The organism is Limnohabitans sp. YIMB22184 (assembly GCF_048020265.1).
Taxonomy (GTDB): domain Bacteria; phylum Pseudomonadota; class Gammaproteobacteria; order Burkholderiales; family Burkholderiaceae_C; genus Limnohabitans_A.
Map to the genome: position 1 here is coordinate 489,856 of NZ_CP171843.1, position 17,890 is coordinate 507,745.

16 protein-coding genes are annotated in these 17,890 nt (G+C 59.2%); 14 read left to right on the top strand and 2 right to left on the bottom strand.

Annotated features, from left to right (window positions below; translation table 11 throughout):
- Window positions 1-129: 129 nt before the first annotated feature.
- The 9 genes from ACHEXL_RS02260 (at window position 130) to ACHEXL_RS02300 (ending at window position 9,838) form a co-directional block, all read left to right on the top strand.
- Window positions 130-336, top strand: coding sequence for a formate dehydrogenase (locus ACHEXL_RS02260; RefSeq protein WP_416560434.1), 207 nt, complete (start codon window positions 130-132; stop codon window positions 334-336).
- Window positions 337-382: 46 nt separating this feature from the next.
- Window positions 383-3,343, top strand: a complete 2,961-nt coding sequence (locus tag ACHEXL_RS02265) for a formate dehydrogenase subunit alpha (RefSeq protein ID WP_416560435.1) — start codon at window positions 383-385, stop codon at window positions 3,341-3,343.
- 18 nt (window positions 3,344-3,361) lie between these two features.
- Complete coding sequence (gene fdh3B / locus ACHEXL_RS02270; RefSeq protein ID WP_416560436.1) at window positions 3,362-3,973, top strand: formate dehydrogenase FDH3 subunit beta; 612 nt, start codon at window positions 3,362-3,364, stop codon at window positions 3,971-3,973.
- A gap of 2 nt (window positions 3,974-3,975) precedes the next feature.
- Window positions 3,976-4,200 carry a hypothetical protein gene (locus tag ACHEXL_RS02275; protein ID WP_416560437.1) on the top strand — a complete coding sequence of 75 codons (225 nt, stop codon included), beginning with the start codon at window positions 3,976-3,978 and terminating at the stop codon, window positions 4,198-4,200.
- A 17-nt stretch (window positions 4,201-4,217) separates the two neighbouring features.
- The gene (locus ACHEXL_RS02280) at window positions 4,218-5,411 is read left to right on the top strand and encodes a formate dehydrogenase subunit gamma (protein ID WP_416560438.1); all 1,194 of its coding nucleotides are present in this window, start codon (window positions 4,218-4,220) and stop codon (window positions 5,409-5,411) included.
- A 14-nt stretch (window positions 5,412-5,425) separates the two neighbouring features.
- A complete protein-coding gene (locus ACHEXL_RS02285) occupies window positions 5,426-5,761 on the top strand; it encodes a hypothetical protein (RefSeq protein WP_416560439.1) in 336 nt (111 codons plus the stop codon).
- Between the two features lie 69 nt (window positions 5,762-5,830).
- Window positions 5,831-6,712 (top strand): formate dehydrogenase accessory sulfurtransferase FdhD, encoded by an 882-nt coding sequence (locus tag ACHEXL_RS02290; protein ID WP_416560440.1) that lies wholly within the window; start codon window positions 5,831-5,833, stop codon window positions 6,710-6,712.
- 135 nt (window positions 6,713-6,847) lie between these two features.
- Window positions 6,848-9,418: an ABC transporter permease gene (locus ACHEXL_RS02295; RefSeq protein ID WP_416560441.1), complete on the top strand. Its 2,571-nt coding sequence runs from the start codon at window positions 6,848-6,850 to the stop codon at window positions 9,416-9,418.
- A 15-nt stretch (window positions 9,419-9,433) separates the two neighbouring features.
- Window positions 9,434-9,838: a group II truncated hemoglobin gene (locus ACHEXL_RS02300; protein ID WP_416560442.1), complete on the top strand. Its 405-nt coding sequence runs from the start codon at window positions 9,434-9,436 to the stop codon at window positions 9,836-9,838.
- Window positions 9,839-9,926: 88 nt separating this feature from the next.
- On the opposite strand, the gene ACHEXL_RS02305 is transcribed toward ACHEXL_RS02300, so the two are convergent.
- Both ACHEXL_RS02305 and ACHEXL_RS02310 read right to left on the bottom strand, forming a co-directional pair.
- Window positions 9,927-10,565, bottom strand: a complete 639-nt coding sequence (locus ACHEXL_RS02305) for a Smr/MutS family protein (RefSeq protein WP_416560443.1) — start codon at window positions 10,563-10,565, stop codon at window positions 9,927-9,929.
- Between the two features lie 104 nt (window positions 10,566-10,669).
- Window positions 10,670-11,497, bottom strand: a complete 828-nt coding sequence (locus ACHEXL_RS02310; RefSeq protein WP_416560444.1) for a symmetrical bis(5'-nucleosyl)-tetraphosphatase — start codon at window positions 11,495-11,497, stop codon at window positions 10,670-10,672.
- A gap of 114 nt (window positions 11,498-11,611) precedes the next feature.
- Between ACHEXL_RS02310 and ACHEXL_RS02315 the strand changes: the two genes are divergently transcribed.
- From ACHEXL_RS02315 to ACHEXL_RS02335, 5 genes are all read left to right on the top strand, one after another.
- Complete coding sequence (locus ACHEXL_RS02315; protein WP_416560445.1) at window positions 11,612-12,916, top strand: hemolysin family protein; 1,305 nt, start codon at window positions 11,612-11,614, stop codon at window positions 12,914-12,916.
- Window positions 12,917-13,337: 421 nt separating this feature from the next.
- Window positions 13,338-13,637 (top strand): H-NS histone family protein, encoded by a 300-nt coding sequence (locus ACHEXL_RS02320; protein WP_416560446.1) that lies wholly within the window; start codon window positions 13,338-13,340, stop codon window positions 13,635-13,637.
- 123 nt (window positions 13,638-13,760) lie between these two features.
- Window positions 13,761-14,312, top strand: coding sequence for a transcription termination/antitermination protein NusG (gene nusG, locus ACHEXL_RS02325; protein ID WP_416560447.1), 552 nt, complete (start codon window positions 13,761-13,763; stop codon window positions 14,310-14,312).
- 147 nt (window positions 14,313-14,459) lie between these two features.
- Window positions 14,460-15,155 carry a polyprenyl diphosphate synthase gene (uppS, locus tag ACHEXL_RS02330; RefSeq protein ID WP_416560448.1) on the top strand — a complete coding sequence of 232 codons (696 nt, stop codon included), beginning with the start codon at window positions 14,460-14,462 and terminating at the stop codon, window positions 15,153-15,155.
- Between the two features lie 278 nt (window positions 15,156-15,433).
- Window positions 15,434-17,848, top strand: a complete 2,415-nt coding sequence (locus tag ACHEXL_RS02335; RefSeq protein ID WP_416560449.1) for a polysaccharide biosynthesis/export family protein — start codon at window positions 15,434-15,436, stop codon at window positions 17,846-17,848.
- The last annotated feature ends 42 nt before the right edge of the window (window positions 17,849-17,890 follow it).

The window sequence follows — 17,890 nt, forward strand, 5'->3', positions numbered from 1 at the left end:
CAGCCAATCGAAGTAAGGGTTTTTACATGACAAAAGCGCCATTGAATCGCTAAGATCGCCTGTGCCAAACATTGCCTCAGTCGATTCTTCTGGTGAGCAGTTGCCTTGTTCTTCTTTCAGGAGTCTTTGATGTCTTCCAAAACTTCCTCTCTTTCACGTCGCAGCCTGTTTTCGGGCGCTGCCACGGTGGGCGCAGTGGCTGCAGCCACCGCCGTTTTGCCTGGCGTGGTCAAACAGGCCGCACCCGCTGCCGTGGCTTTGCCCAAGCCCACACGCGGCGGTGGTTACACCCTGAGCGAACACGTTCAGCAGTACTACAAGACCACGCGCGTCTGATTCACTTTTCGTTTTCTTTCCTGTTCATCCCCAACTGGAGCCCTCCATGTTGCTGACCAAAAAACAAACCAGCACTTCCGGTGCTGTCTCGTCCCCCTTCATCCACAGCTTGCGCCGTGGTTTGTCGCAGGCTTTGCCCACCATGGACCGCCGCAGTTTCCTGCGTCGCTCGGGTCTGGGTGTCGGTGTGGGCCTGGCTGCATCGCAGCTGAGCCTGGTGCAAAAAGCCCAGGCCGCCACGGGCGCGTCCATCGTGGGCGCAGGCAAGGTCGAAGTCAAACGCACTGTGTGCACCCACTGCTCAGTGGGTTGCGCGGTCGATGCCGTCGTTGAAAACGGCGTTTGGGTGCGCCAGGAAGCCGTGTTCGATTCGCCCATCAACCTCGGTGCACATTGCGCCAAAGGTGCTGCGCTGCGCGAGCACGGCCACGGCGAATACCGCCTGCGCTACCCCATGAAGCTGGTCAACGGCAAATACGAGCGCATCAGCTGGGATGTGGCGCTCAACGAAATCAGCGCCAAGATGCTGGAGCTGAAAAAAGCCAGCGGCCCGGACAGCGTGTATTTCATCGGCTCGTCCAAGCACAACAACGAACAAGCCTATTTGCTGCGCAAGTTCGTGAGCTTCTGGGGCACCAACAACTGTGACCACCAGGCCCGTATTTGCCACTCCACCACCGTGGCCGGTGTGGCCAACACCTGGGGTTATGGCGCCATGACCAACTCGTACAACGACATGCAAAACAGCAAGGTCGCTTTGTACATTGGCTCCAACGCGGCCGAAGCCCACCCCGTGTCCATGCTGCACATGCTGCACGCCAAGGAAAACGGCTGCAAGATGATCGTGGTCGATCCGCGCTTCACCCGCACCGCCGCCAAGGCCGACGAGTACGTGCGCATCCGCTCGGGTACCGACATTCCTTTCCTGTTCGGTCTGGTCTATCACATCTTCAAGAACGGCTGGGAAGACAAAAAATACATCAGCGACCGTGTCTATGGCATGGAGGCTGTCAAAGCCGAAATCATGGCCAAATGGACACCCGACAAGGTGGAAGAGGCCTGCGGCGTCAAGGAAGACCAGATGTTCAAGGTCGCCAAGATGCTGCACGACAACAACCCCGGCACCATCGTCTGGTGCATGGGCCAGACCCAGCACACCATTGGCAACGCGATGGTGCGCGCCTCCTGCATCTTGCAGCTGGCCTTGGGCAACGTCGGCAAGTCCGGCGGCGGCACCAACATCTTCCGTGGCCACGACAACGTGCAGGGTGCGACCGACGTCGGCCCCAACCCCGACTCGCTGCCCGGCTACTACGGCCTGGCCGAAGGTTCGTGGAAGCACTTCGCCAACACCTGGGGTGTGGACTTCGAGTGGATCAAAAAGCAGTTTGCTTCGCCCGCCATGATGGGTAAGAACGGCATCACCGTGTCCCGCTGGATCGACGGTGTGCTCGAGAACAACGAGCTGATCGACCAGGACAGCAACCTGCGCGGCGTGTTCTATTGGGGCCACGCCCCCAACTCGCAGACCCGAGGTCTGGACATGAAGCGCGCCATGGACAAGCTGGACCTGTTGGTGGTGGTGGACCCCTACCCATCGGCCACGGCTGCCATGGCCGCGATGCCCGGCAAGGCCGAAGACCTGAACCCCAACCGCGCGGTCTACCTGTTGCCCGCTGCGACACAGTTTGAAACCAGCGGTTCCTGCACCGCCTCCAACCGCTCTTTGCAGTGGCGCGAGAAGGTGATCGATCCTTTGTGGGAGAGCCGCTCAGACCACATGATCATGCACCAGCTGGCCGAAAAACTCGGCTTTGCCAAAGAGCTGTCCAAGAACTACAAGATGCAAAAGGTCAAGGGCATGGACGAGCCCATGCCCGAAGACATCCTGCGCGAAATCAACAAGTGTGTCTGGACCATTGGTTACACCGGCCAAAGCCCAGAGCGCCTGAAGGCCCACATGAAGAACATGAACGTGTTCGACGTGAAGACCTTGAAGGCCAAGGGCGGTAAAGACAAGGAAACCGGTTACGACTTCACCGGTGACTATTTCGGTCTGCCATGGCCTTGCTACGGCACGCCCGAGATGAAGCACCCTGGCACGTCCAACCTCTATGACACCTCCAAACACGTCATGGACGGCGGTGGTAACTTCCGCGCCAACTTTGGCGTGGAGCGCGAAGGCAAGAGCCTGCTGGCCGAAGACGGTTCGCACTCGTTGGGTGCCGACATCACCACCGGCTATCCCGAACTCGACCACATCCTGCTCAAGAAGCTGGGCTGGTGGGACGAATTGACCGAGGCTGAAAAAGCCAAGGCCGAAGGCAAGAACTGGAAGACCGACTCGTCGGGCGGCATGATCCGCGTGTTCATGAAGAACCATGGCTGCCACCCGTTTGGCAATGCCAAGGCGCGTGCCGTGGTCTGGAACTTCCCCGACCCGATCCCGCAGCACCGCGAGCCGCTGTACGGCACACGTCCAGACCTCATGGCCAAGTACCCCACGCACGACGACAAGAAAGCCTTTTGGCGTCTGCCCACCCTGTACAAGACCGTGCAGGACAAGAACATCGCCGACAAGGTGCACGAGAAGTTCCCGCTCATCCTCACTTCCGGCCGTCTGGTCGAGTACGAAGGCGGTGGCGAGGAAACCCGCTCCAACCCCTGGCTGGCCGAGTTGCAGCAGGAAGCCTATGTCGAGATCAACCCCAAGACGGCGGCCGACCGCGGTATTCGCAACGGCGACCGCGTCTGGCTCAAGAGCCCAACGGGTGCCAAGCTCGATGTGCAGGCTTTGGTGACTGAGCGCGTCGACACCGGCACGGTCTGGATGCCTTTCCACTTCTCGGGTCGTTGGCAAGGCGTCGACATGCTGGCGTATTACCCCAAAGGTGCTGCGCCCGTGGTGCGCGGCGAGGCGGTCAACACCGCCACCACCTACGGTTATGACAGCGTCACCATGATGCAAGAGACCAAGACCACCATCTGCAACATCGAAAAAGCCTAAGCGCCCCAGGAGAACACGATGGCACGAATGAAATTCATCTGCGATGCAGAGCGCTGCATCGAATGCAACGGTTGCGTCACCGCTTGCAAAAACGAACATGAAGTCCCATGGGGCGTCAACCGCCGCCGCGTGGTCACCTTGAACGATGGCGTTCCTGGTGAAAAGTCGATCTCGGTCGCCTGCATGCACTGCTCGGATGCGCCTTGCATGGCTGTTTGCCCGGTCAACTGCTTCTATAAAACCGAAGAAGGCGTGGTACTGCACGACAAGGACATCTGCATTGGCTGCGGCTACTGCTCCTACGCTTGCCCGTTTGGTGCGCCCCAGTTCCCATCCAGCGGCACCTTCGGTGTGCGCGGCAAGATGGACAAATGCACCTTCTGCGCGGGAGGCCCCGAAGAGCACGGCAGCCAGTCCGAGTTCGAGAAATACGGTCGCAACCGCCTGGCCGAAGGCAAGCTGCCCGCTTGCGCCGAGATGTGCTCGACCAAGGCCCTGCTCGCCGGTGACGGTGATGTCATCACCGATATCTTGCGTGGCCGAGTGATCAGCCGCGGCAAGGGTGCCGAAGTCTGGGGTTGGGGCACGGCCTATGGCAACCAAACTCAGCCAGCCAAACAAGGAGCCTGAACATGAAAGCAGCTTTCATCCTTTGCAGTGCGGCCTTGTTGGTGGCTTGCGGCGAAAAGCCGCAAGAGGTCAAGGGCGTGCGAACCGACAAACCGGCTTACAGCGGCACAGGCGTGGCCCCTTTCACCGAAGCTGGCTGGAAAGCCGGTGACAAAGACGGGTGGGCCAACCACCTCAAGGCCCGTGCCACTTACGGCATGAACGATCACGTTCGCGCACCCAAGTGAACGCCAAGGAGAAGTTCATGCGCCGCTTCTTATTGACCATCGGGTTCGCTGTGGCCGCGTGGGGCGTTGCCGCCCAGACGCAGGCCCCCAGCACAGCACCGACTGCAACCACCGCACCCGCTGCCACCCCGGCTGACAACAGCCTGGGCGTGAAAAGCGCCAACATCTTCCAGATTGCGCCCGGTGCGGACGCCGATCCGAAGTACAAAGACCAGACCAACGCCGAGCGTGCCCAGGTCCAGCCCGGCAACAACGCGCCCATGTGGCGTGCCGTGGGGCAGGGCGTGACGGGTTACACCAGCCTGCCCAAGAGCCAGGCCCCCGAAGCCGGCAACCTGATCCAGCCCTTTGTGCAGTACCCTGGTTCGCGCCTGGCTTCGGCCGGTGAGTCCTGGCGTCAGGTGCGCAACAGCATCATCATTCCTTATGGTGCTGCTTTGTTGCTGATCGCTGTGGGTGCCATGGCGCTGTTCTACATGGGCAAAGGCACCATCGAGCTGCACGGCCAGGAAACCGGCCGCAAAATCGAGCGCTTCACCCCGTTCGAGCGCTCGGCCCACTGGGCCAATGCCATTGCCTTTGTGACTTTGGCCATTTCTGGCATCGTCATGGCATACGGCAAGTTCTTTTTGTTGCCCATCATTGGCCCCACGCTGTTTGGCTGGCTGACCTATGTCCTGAAGAACGTGCACAACTTTGCAGGTCCTTTGTTTGCTGTGTCGCTCGTGGTGGTGTTCGTCACCTTCCTCAAGGACAATTTGCCCAGCAAGGACGATCTGGTCTGGATCCTCAAAGGCGGTGGTCTGTTCTCGGGTACCGAGGTGCCTTCACACCGCTTCAATGCCGGTGAAAAGGTGGTGTTCTGGGGCGGTGTGCTGTTCTTGGGTTTCATCGTGGTGGCGTCGGGTTTGGTGCTCGACATGCTGATCCCTGGCCTGATTTATGAGCGCAGCACCATGCAGATCGCCAACATGATTCACGGTGTTGCCACCTTGTTCATGATGGCCATGTTCATCGGCCACATCTACATGGGCACCATTGGCATGCGCGGTGCCTACAAAGCCATGCGCGAAGGCTATGTGGATGAAACTTGGGCCAAAGAGCACCATGAACTTTGGTACAACGACGTCAAGTCCGGCAAGATTCCCGTGCAACGCTCTGTTCTTGCATCGGATGCAGCTGTGACACCCGCTAAAACGGCTTCGGTTTGAGCCAGGAGAACACCATGAAAAAATACCTGCTTATCATGTCTGCACTGGCCATCAGCTTCAGCGCTGCGGCCAAACTGCCCGCGCCGAGCGAAGAAGCCAAGGCCAAAGCGGCAGAGGCCGCTGCCAAAACAGCGCACGGCAACAAAGTGGCCGATTTCCAGTTATGCAAGTCCCGTGAAAAAGTGGCGGCGCACTATTACAAAACCAATGGCAAAGGCAAGGCTGCACCCATAGCCACGCCCGCTTGTGTAGACCCTGGTGCCTACAAACCTGCTGAAACCACAGCGGCAGCACCTGTGGCCGCACCTGCTGGTGCCAAGCCAGCGGCAGCACCTGCCAAAAAAGGCTGATCCTTTTTCAGCGTCATCGCAAAATCCCCCGTCGGCAACGGCGGGGGATTTTTACGTTAGGCTCAAGCCATGTCTGTTGTACTGAACGCCCCAGTGGCCGCATCGCCCCTGCCCAAACCGCATATCACCCGAGCGCGTGCGCCCCTCACGCGTAGCGTGACCGTGCGCAATGAATTCGGCGAGGTGTCCGAGACACAAATCCCGGCCGAACGGGCACTCACCATTTATTTGGATAAAAAAGAGCTGGTCACCCTGATGACCTTGGGTGCCGAACCCGAGTGGTTGGTGCTGGGTTTCTTGCGCAACCAGCGCCTGATCGATTCGGTCGATCAGATCGAATCGATCACGGTGGACTGGACGATTGGTGAAGGTGAAGTGGGCGAGCCCGGTGTTGCCGCTGTCAAAACCCGCGCCAACGCGCAGGTGGTGATCGAGCGCAGCGCCGACCGGGTGGTCACCACCGGTTGTGGCCAAGGCAGTGTATTCGGCGATTTGATGGCCCACATCGATGAGATCGAGTTGCCGTCCGCCCAGATCACGCAAGGCCAACTCTATGGCTTGGTGAACGCCATCCGTTTGCAGGAAACCACCTATAAATCGTCAGGTTCGGTGCATGGCTGCGCTTTGTTCCAGGGCGATCAAATGTTGATGTTCGTCGAAGACGTGGGTCGCCACAACGCGGTGGACACCATCGCAGGTTGGATGTGGATGCACGACGTGAGCGGGCAAGACAAAGTGTTCTACACCACAGGGCGCCTGACCAGCGAGATGGTCATCAAGTCGGCTCAGATGGGTGTGCCCGTGGTCGTGTCACGCAGCGGCATCACACAAATGGGCCTGGATGTCGCCAAGCGACTGAGCCTGTGCGCCATTGGCCGCGCCACCAACAAACGCTTCTTGTGCTTCAGCGCTCCTGAGCGCTTGGTGTGGCAGCCTGAGTTGGCCCTATAAACCATTCGCGAGCAGGGGCTCGCTCACACGAAACATCCTTATCCTGGGGGGCCGCGCCTGCGGCCAGATGGTTGAATGGGCAGCAAAAAATGCCTTGCTCCCCGCCGTAAATGGCTTGTGCGGTAAGGTGATGGCATGAATCAACAAGGATGGATGCACGGCCTCAGGCTGGGGGGGCGCAATTTGTGGCGCGATTTGCGTGCGGGCGAGTTGCGGCTGCTGATGCTGTCGGTCGCATTGGCTGTGGCAGCGCTCACGGCAGTGGGGTTTTTGGCTGATCGCATGCAGTCAGGCCTTTGGCGCGATGCGCGGCAGCTGCTGGGTGGCGATGCTGTGGTGGTCAGCGACCAAAGTACCCCCACCGCTTTTGTCCAGCAGGCACAACGCATGGGCTTGCAGACCAACACCAATGTGAGTTTTCCCACGATGGCCCGCGCCTTGGCTGAGCAAGGGGGTGCCAGTCGCCTGGTTGCACTCAAGGCGGTGGAGCCCGGTTACCCTTTGCGTGGCAAGTTGCTTGTTTTGCCCCAAGCGGGTCAGTCTGCCTCCAGCCCGACCCAATTGGCTCTGCCTGCCGCACCTGCCAAGCCAGCGGCCATCCCACCTGCTGGCGAGGTCTGGGTAGACCCTGCGCTGCTCGACAACCTGGGCCTGAAAACAGGGCAGATGCTGGGCTTGGGTGAGCGCAGTTTTCGCATCTCGGCGGTCATCGAGCGTGAACCTGACCGCGGTGCTGGCTTCATGACCTTTGCACCCCGCGTCATGATGAACGCGGCCGATTTGGCATCGACCGGTTTGGTGCAACCCGCAAGTCGTGTGACCTGGCGCATGGCCGTGGCAGGCGACGCAGCAGCTGCCGAGCGTTTCGTGCAATGGGCCAAGCCCGAGGTGGAGCTGAGCCATGTGCGCGGCGTGCAGATCGAGTCGTTGGACAGCGGCCGCCCCGAAATGCGCCAGACCTTGGACCGCGCTTCCCAGTTTTTGAACTTGGTGGCTTTGCTGGCTGCTTTGCTTTGCGCCGTCGCCGTGGCCTTGGCGGCCCGCAGCTTCGCCGAGCGGCAGCTCGATGCCTGTGCCTTGCTGCGCGTTTTGGGTCAAAGCCAGCGAACACTCACGCTGAGTTACGGTCTGGAGTTTTTGGGCGCAGGCCTGCTGGCCAGTGCTGTGGGCGTGCTGGCCGGTTATGCCGTGCACCTGGGCTTTGTGGTTTTGTTGGCGGGCCTGGTGGATGCGCAACTCCCTGCCGCCACTGTGCAACCAGCGTTGATGGGCATGGCCATGGGCCTGACCCTGCTGATCGCTTTTGGCTTGCCGCCTGTGTTGCAGTTGGCGCAGGTGCCGCCTTTGCGTGTGATTCGGCGCGAGCTGGGCAGTCTGCAAGTGCGCTCAGGTCTGGTGCTGGCCATGGGCTTGGTGGGTTTTGCGCTGACGCTGCTCATGGTCAGCCGCAACCTGACTTTGGGCTTGATCACCGTGGGCGGATTTGCTGTGGCTTTGCTGGTGTTTGCCGGTTTGGCTGCGGCCGCCTTGTGGCTGCTGCGCCGTGCCGTGCCGGGGGAGCAGGCACCGCGCTCGCTGCGCTTGGCCACACGCCAAGTGGCGGCACGCCCCGTGTTTGCCGTGGTGCAGGTGAGTGCCTTGTCGGTGGGTTTGCTGGCCTTGGCCCTGCTGGTGCTGTTGCGCACCGACCTGATTGCCAGTTGGCGGCAGGCCACGCCGGCCAACGCACCCGATCGTTTTGTCATCAATGTGCAGCCCGAGCAAGCCACCGACTTCTTGGCCAGCCTTCGACAATCTGGTGTGCCATCGCCTGACTGGTTCCCCATGATTCGTGGACGCCTGGTGGCCATCAATGGCCGCGAGGTAGGGCCCAGCGACTTTGAGGCCGATCGCGCCAAACGCCTGATTGATCGCGAAATCAACCTCTCCCACTCAGCCGTCTTGCCCGCCCACAACCCCCTCACGGCAGGCCGTTGGGTGCCCGAAGAAGCCGACGGCGTGAGTGTGGAGCAGGGCATTGCCGACACACTGGGCCTGAAGTTGGGCGATCAGCTGCGCTTCGACATCGCAGGTCAGCCCCGAGAGGCCCGCATCACCAGCTTGCGCAAAGTGGACTGGACCTCCATGCGGGCCAACTTCTTCATGATGTTTCCCGTCTCGCAAATGCCCGACCTGCCCATGACCTACATGGCGGCGTTCCGCTCGCCACCGGGCCCCGAGGGTTTTGACAACGCGCTGGTCAACCAGTTTCCCAACATCACCAGTGTGGACATGCGCAGCACCTTGGCGCAGGTGCAGCGCGTCATGGACCAGGTGATCCGTGCAGTGGAGTACCTGTTCGCCTTCACATTGGCCGCCGGCCTGATGGTGCTGTTGGCCGCGGTGGGCGCCAGCCGACAGGCGCGGGAGCGCGAATACGCCATCATGCGGGCGCTCGGAGCAGGGCGCTCTTTGCTTGCCCAGGTGCAGCGCACCGAGCTGCTGGGCTTGGGCTGGTTGGCGGGCTTTATGGCCAGCAGCATGGCCTTGGTGGTGGGATGGGCGCTGGCGCGTTTTGCCTTCGAGTTTGCATGGCAAGCTCCGCTGTGGGCACCTTTGGCTGGTGGTGCCCTTGGCGCAGTGCTCGCGTGGGCAGCCGGCAGCCTCAGCCTGTCTGGCGTGCTGCGCCAACCTGTCATGCAAACCCTTCGGCAAGCAGCCGAGTGAACCACAATAGAAGCCATGCAAATCGAAGACAAACCCCCGTTTGACACCCCGTTCGAGTGGATCGGAGGGGAGGCCCGCGTCAATGCCTTGGCCGAGCGTTTTTATGACCTCATGGACATCGAGCCAGGCTACAAGGAGCTGCGTGCCGCCCATGGCAGCACCTTGCAAGACGCGCGTGACAAATTGTTCTGGTTCCTGTGCGGTTGGCTGGGCGGGCCGGAGCACTACACCGAACGCTTTGGTCACCCGCGCCTGCGCATGCGCCACATGCCGTTTTCGATTGGCGTGCTGGAGCGTGACCAATGGCTCGCCTGCATGGACCAGGCCATGCAGGAAACCCAGGTTGACCCAGTGTTGCGCGAGCGCCTGAACGCCAGCTTCTTCAAAACCGCCGACTGGATGCGCAACCGCGGCGCTTGACCACCATGCTTGCAAGTGGGCCGTTTTTGCGCACTGATGAATTTGAACTTGCGGGAGGTCGCCCCTGCGGCCGATGGCGTGAAGCAGCTCAACCCGCTGGTTTGAGCAACACCAGCAAAGCGCCGGCTCCGCCTTCTGCCGGTTTCGCCTGGACGAAGGCCATCACTTGGTTCTTTTGAATCAGCCAGCTGTGGACCTTGGGTTTGAGGACCGAGGTTTTGCCTGGCGAACCCAGCCCTTTGCCATGCACGACGCGCAGACACCGCAAGCCTTGACGGTGAGCGAGCCGGATGAATTCGGCCAGTGCCACACGGGCCTCGTCGCTGCGCAGGCCGTGCAAGTCGATCTCGCGCTGAATGGACCAGCCGCCCTTGCGCAGCTTCTGGGTTACGTCGATGCCGATGCCAGGACGCCGAAAACTCAGGGCGTCGTCGGTGTCGAGCAAGGTACTCACATCAAAGCCATCGCTCAAGGCGTCGCGTAAAACCGCTTCTTCATCTTTTTGTCGCTGCAAAGCCACGGGCGCAGGCGCGGGTGGGATGATGGGGGCTTGGTCGTGCAAAGGCAGCCGCTGCACAACGCCGACCGCACGCACAAACAAGTTGGCCTCGGCTTCGCGCTGCCGCGCAGCGGCCAGCCGAGTGGCCTCTTCGGCTTTGGCCTTCGCATGGGCCTCAGCGAGTTGTTTTTGGACCTTCTTGAGGTCTTGCAGGGCATTGATTTTCACCCGGTGATCGTGCCACAAAAAGGTCTGGCCTGGCCGCCGATGAGTCTGTTCACACCTTTGGCCACAGGGGCAGACTCCCCCATGTGTTGAATCGGCTTGTTCATTCACCCCGGCCGCTGCGCCTGCTCGCACTTCACCTGAATCAACTCGTGCTGCCCATGGTCACCCAGTCGCATGGCACTCAGGCAGCCGCCCCACACGCAACCCGTGTCCAGCGCCCACACGTTGCGGCGCTGCAGCTGCCCCAGTGTCGACCAGTGGCCAAAGGCCACGGTCACATCGGCCGTCTGCCTGTCCGGCACATCAAACCAAGGCATGAAGCCCGCAGGCGCTGCATCGGCGCTTTCTTTGGTCGCGAATTCCATCACGCCATCGGTCGAGCAAAAGCGCAAGCGGGTCAGTGCATTCACCACCACGCGCAGCCGGTCTGCGCCCGTCAAATCATCGCGCCAGGCTGCTGGCTCGTTGCCATACATCTGGTGCAAAAAATCACTCAAATCAGGTCCACGCAAAACCACTTCCACCTCGCTCGCCAAGGCCAAGGTCTGCGCCACAGTCCAAGTCGGTAACACCCCTGCATGCACCATCAGCACACCATGGTCCCAAATGGCCATGCGCTGGTGCCGCAGCCAGTCCAGCAGGGCCGGGCGGTCGGCCGCGTGCAAGATGCCTTCCAACGTGTCCATCGGCTTGAGCCGTCCAGCGCCTGCAGCCACGGCCAGCAAATGCAAATCGTGGTTGCCCAGCACGCACTGCACGGCATGGCCCATCGCCATCAAGCGCCGCAGCACCTGCTCTGAGGCGGGCCCCCGATTCACCAAGTCGCCCAACACATACAAGGTGTCTCTGCTGGGCGAAAAACCCAGCTCATCCAGCAGCCGCCCCAAAGGCGCATCGCAGCCCTGTACATCACCGACCCAATAAACAGACATAAGCACCTCTTTGCCGAATTGTCCCAAATCGTTGCTCATGTTCGTTGAAGGCATAGACTCCCGAGCAAATTGGGCTCGACGATTGCCAGCGCCACTCTTGGCACAATGGGGGTTATGGATTTTTTATTGATCGTCTTCCTCACCCTGCTCAATGGGGTATTTGCCATGTCGGAGCTGGCGTTGGCCTCCAGCCGCAAGGCTCGGTTGGCTGCCATGGAGGAGGCGGGTGACAAAGGCGCACATGCCGCGCTCAAACTGCTCGCAGAACCCACCCAGTTTTTGTCCACCGTGCAAGTGGGCATTACCTCCATCGGTGTGCTCAACGGCATCGTGGGGGAAGCGGCATTCAGTGGTGGTTTGGCCTTGCATCTGATGCAGTGGGGCCTGACCGAGCCGGTTGCTGCCATCACCGCCACCGCCATCGTGGTCACCCTCATCACCTTCACCACCATCATCTTTGGAGAACTGGTGCCCAAGCGCATTGGTCAGCTCTACCCGGAGGCTGTGGCCCGCCTTGTGGCCCGCCCCATGGCGTGGCTGGCCAAAGCGGCGGGGCCTTTTGTCAAACTGCTCTCGCTGTCCACCCAAGGCATGCTCAAACTCATGCGCATTGACAGCACAGGTAACCGCGCCGTGACCGAAGAAGAAATCACGGCCAGCCTGGTTGAAGGCGTGGATGCCGGCTTGATCGAAGAGCACGAACACCAAATGGTGCGCAACGTATTCCACCTGGACGACCGGGCGCTCACCTCGATGATGACGCCGCGCAGCGATATCCAATGGCTCGAAGCCAGTCTTACGCCCCAACAGGCCATGGACCGCATCAACCAGATGCGTGGCGAAGGAAACCACTCCTGGTACCCTGTCTGCCGCGATGGTCTGGGCCACATCATGGGCGTCATCAGTCTGTCGCATTTGCTGGCGTTGCCCCACGGCGACGAGCGCCCACTCGAAAACCACGCCCAAACCGCGCACTTCGTGCCCGAAACCCTGACCGGCATGGAGCTGCTCGAGCAAATGCGTGACCAATCGAGCCGCATGCTCTTCGTGGTCGATGAATATGGCGAAGTGCAGGGCCTGCTCACCCCACTCGACCTGCTCGAAGCGATCACCGGTGAGCTCAAACCCGACACCAACGCCGACGCCTGGGCTACTCAAAATGAAGACGGCAGCTGGTTGCTCGACGGCATCATGCCAGTCAACGAACTCAAGGCCCGGCTGGACATCAAGGAACTGCCTGCCGAAGACAAAAACCGTTACAACACGCTGGCGGGCCTGCTCATGTATGCCCTCGGTCAGCTGCCTGCCCAAGGCCAGGTGATCGAGCTGGCCGGCTGGCGCTTCCAGGTTGTTGACCTCGAAGGCCGCCGCATCGACAAGGTGGCAGCCACACAGCAAATGGCTGCACTTGTTTCGTGATGGCCATAACTACTTGCAGTTGTAATACCCCCATAGGCGGTTATCCATGTTGCGCCATTATTCAGCGCCCGCAGAACTGGAAATTTGGGTAAAAATTGCTTGATTAAAAGAAGAAATCCGGATTGCCTGGATTGGTCAGAATCTGGTTTGAGATGCCCTTGCCATTCAAACGCATGGACCCGTGATCATGTCGGGAGTGAGCAAGTCACGGTCTTGTAACCCAAAATTTATAAGCGACCTGAAATAACCCATTACCTTGTGCTTCGTGAAAAAAATTCATGCAGTTATTAAAATAACCATCACAATCCAGCCTCTCTAGGTTGATAAATTCACCCGAAAAGGGTTGTATACCTAAATCATCGGCTATTTGAACAAACTCTGATGTATATTCAGCGCTATTGACGTTTAACCAGGATCTATCATGACTTCTAGCTACAAAGAATTATTGGCCCAACGCGACGCTTTGGAACAAGCCATTGCCCAAGCTCGCCAAAACGAAATCTCCAGCGCAGTGGCCAAAGTGCGCGAACTGGTGGCCGAGTATGGTTTAACCGCTCAAGACGTCTTTCCAGGCCGCGTCAGTAAATCCGGTGCCTCCAAAGCTGCCAGCAAAGTCGCCGCGAAGTACCGCGATCCCGCCACTGGCCAAACCTGGACAGGCCGAGGCAAAGCCCCCAAGTGGATCGAAGGCAAAGACCGCACCCCATTTGTGATTGCCTGAATTCCCTCAAGCCACCTGCAAAACCCCGCTTCAGCGGGGTTTTGTTTTGGTGATCCCATCTGCGTCGATGGGCCAATATGCAGGCCTCTAAAATAGTCTTACAGACACCACGCTAAAGACAGAATGCCCCAAAACCCGCCAACACCAGACAAGCTTTCGCTGGAAAGCAAACCATCCGCACGTTGGTATCTGGCCTATACCAAACCTCGGGAAGAAAAAATCGCTGAGATTAATTTGCAGCAGCAAGACTTTGAAGCTTATCTGCCGCTGTACAAAAAATTCAAAAAAACCGAGCAAGGTCCGGTTGCACTGTTCGAGCCCATGTTTCCCCGCTACATTTTGTTTCGGCCCGGAAAACCCGAACAAAGCATTTCGGCCGTGCGCAGCACAAAAGGCATCGCCACCATCGTACGCTTTGGCTTCGAGCCTGCCATGCTCCACGACGAACTTGTGCAACGCATCCGGCAAGTCGAACAAGACCGCAACCACGCCACACTTCAAGAACTCAGTAATCTCAAGGCCGGCCAAGCGGTGCGCCTCAAGCACACCGCGCTTGGTGGGGTGGAAGGCCTGATCCAAAGCGTGTCCAGCAAACGCGTGGCCGTCTTGCTTGAAATTTTGGGGCGCCCCACGGTGGTGCAGCTGGAGCACCACCAGGTTGAGGCGAACGTCTGATTAGGGCAGGGAGTTGATTTCCGACGACGCAGGAATGCCCTGTTTCAAATAGATACGTCTGTCTGTCGGGATGTATATCCGTGTACCACTAAAATCTATTAATTTTGATATTTGTACACTGTGCCTACTCCGATCTTGCAAAACCCATTGCCACAACACATTGCCATCATCATGGATGGAAATCGCCGTTGGGCAAAAAATCGGTTCTTTCCCGCCGCTCTGGGTCATGCTGCAGGGGCCAATCGTGTGCGTGACATTGTCAAGACCTGCATCGACTTGGGCATTCCCTATTTGAGCTTGTTTGCCTTCAGCACTGAAAACTGGAAGCGACCTGAAGAAGAAGTCAGCAGCCTCATGAGCCTGTTCATGACCTATCTGCAAAAAGAAATCGATGGCATGAACAAAAACGGTGTGCGCCTGAAAGTGGTGGGCGACAAAAGCCGCTTTTCTGCCAGCCTGCAAGACCTCATGGATCGTGCCGAGCAGCAAACAGCCCAAAATAGTCGAATCACACTCACCGTCTGCGCCAACTACGGCGGCCGTTGGGATCTTATCCAAGCTACGCAAGCATGGCAGCAAGCCCATCCACACCAAAGCCTGCAAGAACTGACCGAAGAAGCCCTGGCCCCGCACCTCAGTACCGCGTATGCCCCCGAGGTTGACCTGCTCATTCGAACAGGCGGGGAGTCTCGCGTGAGTAATTTCATGCTCTGGCAAGCCGCTTATGCAGAATTGTTTTTCACCGACGATTTGTGGCCAGAATTCAGCCCTGAAGGTCTTCGGCGGGCGATCGAATGGTTTGGCGGGCGTGACCGTCGGTTCGGTTCTTCCGCTCCTATTTGAATTTATTGATTTTAAGATTAATTGCAATATTAATTCTGGCTTTGATTTTTTTATCGCTATTGGGGTTTATGTATCTAATTTTTTAATCTGATTAGATATTAAAGGTGTAAATTTATTATCACCGTCTATTGGCTTCATCTTAATAGCCATCTAAAATCTCACGCTTCAACTGTCATCTGTTGAGATAGATTGAAATCAATCTATTCACGCCTGTGTTTTGCTTTTTATTCAGCAATAAACATTGCGGTAGCCTGCCTGTCATCCCACTATTTTTGTTCATGACCCTTCACTTTTTGTCCGCGCCACCTCAAGTCATCAGCGCCTTGGCATTGGCAAGTTTGATGGGTTTGACTTTTCCGTCACACGCCCAATTTCAGGCCCCGGTGTCTGTTGATCTGGGTGTCATCACCCATGCAGCATCTGCAGCCAACACGGGTGTCACACCCGGGGGCGTATCGTGGGCAGGTGGGGCTGCGGGCGGCACCACAGCGGCAACCCTGGGTACCACTCCATTGAAGGCACCAAGCCTTCCCACACGTGTTGACCAAGGCGCCAGTGATGCCGTTAAGGTAGTCGCAGCACCAGCGCGCCTCCAACCGCAAGCCCCCAGCCAGTTCCAACGCTTTGTACAAGAAAGCACAGGCCGACTGCTGCCGCACTTTGGCAGCAACCTGTTTGATAACCCCCAGGCCTACGCCACCGATGCTGCTGCGCCAGCGCCGGCCGAGTACGTGTTGGGCCAAGGCGACGAGGTGCGCATCCAAATCTGGGGTGCTGTGGACTACGCCGGCAGCCACGCCCTCGACCGCAATGGCCAAATCAACCTGCCCAAAATCGGCACCCTCAACCTGAGCGGCGTGCAAGTCAAAGACCTCGAAGCCACCCTGCGCAAGCACGTGGGCACGGTGTTCAACAACGTCAGCCTCAGCGCCAGCCTGGGCAAACTGCGCGGCATCACCGTGTATGTAGTGGGCCAAGCCCAACAACCCGGCACCTACAACCTCAGCAGCCTGTCCACCCTGGTCAACGCCGTGTTTGCCAGCGGCGGCCCCAGCGTCAACGGCAGCATGCGCAGCATCCAGCTCAAGCGCGCAGGCCAAACCGTTACCACACTCGACCTGTACGACTTCATTGCCCAAGGCGACAAAAGCAAAGACACACGCCTGCAACCTGGCGACGTCATCATGATCCCGCCCGCCGGCCCCCGCGTGGCCCTGACCGGCGCCACAGACCACCAAGCCATCTACGAAATCAAGCCCGGCAACACCGTGCAATCCATCCTTCAGCTTGGCGGCGGCTTGCCTTCACTCACCTCGCCGCAAAAAGCCCTGCTTGAGCGCGTGCACACCGGCCAAGCCACCCCACGGCAAGTGCAAGAACTGGTGCTCAACGCCCAAGGCCTTCAGGCCCCACTGCAAGACGGCGACGTGCTCACCCTGTTTGGCATCAGCCCCCAGTTTGCCAACGCCGTCACCCTGCGCGGCAATGTGGCCGAGCCTTTGCGTTACAGCCTGCTGGCCGGCATGAGGGTGTCAGACCTGATTCCCGATCCGCGGGTGTTGATCCAAAAAAACTACTTCGTCCGCAAAAACGGTCTGGTGCAAGTCAAAGAGCCTGAAAACGTCGGCGGCACGCGCATCCCGAACGACGTGAAAAACCTGCTCGATGAAATCAACTGGGACTACGCCGCCATCGCGCGTCTGGACGCCAAAGAAGTCAAAACCATCCTCATCCCCTTCAACTTGCGCAAAGCCGTCATCGACAAAGACCCCCAGCACAACCTGACCTTGGTGCCCGGTGACGTGATCACCGTGTTCGGCGTCAAAGATCTGCCAGTGCCTATGGGCAAGCGCACCCAGTTTGTGCGCGTCGGCGGCGAGGTTCATGCCCCCGGCATCTACCCTATCGCCCCGGGCGAAACACTGCCCCAGCTCATTTACCGTGTGGGTGGCATCACGCCTGAAGCCTATTTGTTTGGGGCCGAATTCACCCGTGAATCCGTGCGCAAACAGCAGCAGCAAAACCTCGACCAAGTCATTCGCCGGCTCGAGGCCCAAGCCCAAAGTGCCAGCGCCACCCTCAGCGCCAACCTGACGGGCGAACGCGCAGCGCAAGCCACGGCACTGCAACAACAGCAAATGGCCGCACAGCGCGTCCAGATTGACAAACTCAAAGCCATGCGCAGCCAAGGCCGCGTGTCGCTCGAGCTGGACCCGGTGCTGACGGGCGTTTCCACTGTCCAAGCCTTGGGCCCAGACCGCGCAAGCGACAAGGCCTGGTCAGCACTCAGCGTGTTGCCCAACCTGCCGCTTGAAGACGGCGACGCCATCTTGGTGCCCAGCCGGCCCGCGTTTGTCTCGGCAGCAGGCAGCGTCAACAATGAAAACGTGCTCATTTACAAAGATGGCCGCACTGTGGGCGACGTGCTGCAAGCCGCCAGCCTGACCGAAGACGCTGAAGTCAGCGAAGCCTTTGTGCTGCGGGCCGACGGCTCGGTGCTCAGCCGCAAGGGCTCTGGCTTTTTTAGCCGCTTCGAAAGCACCCTCGTCATGCCCGGTGACACCGTCATCGTGCCCGCCAAGGTGGACCGCGAAAGCGGCTACAGCTTCTTGGTACGCGCCCTGCGCGACTGGACCCAAATTTTCAGCAACCTGGGCATTGGTGCTGCCGCCATCAAAACCCTGAAGAACTAATCCCCCATTCCCCATGTAGGAGCTTGCCCCTGCAAGCGAATG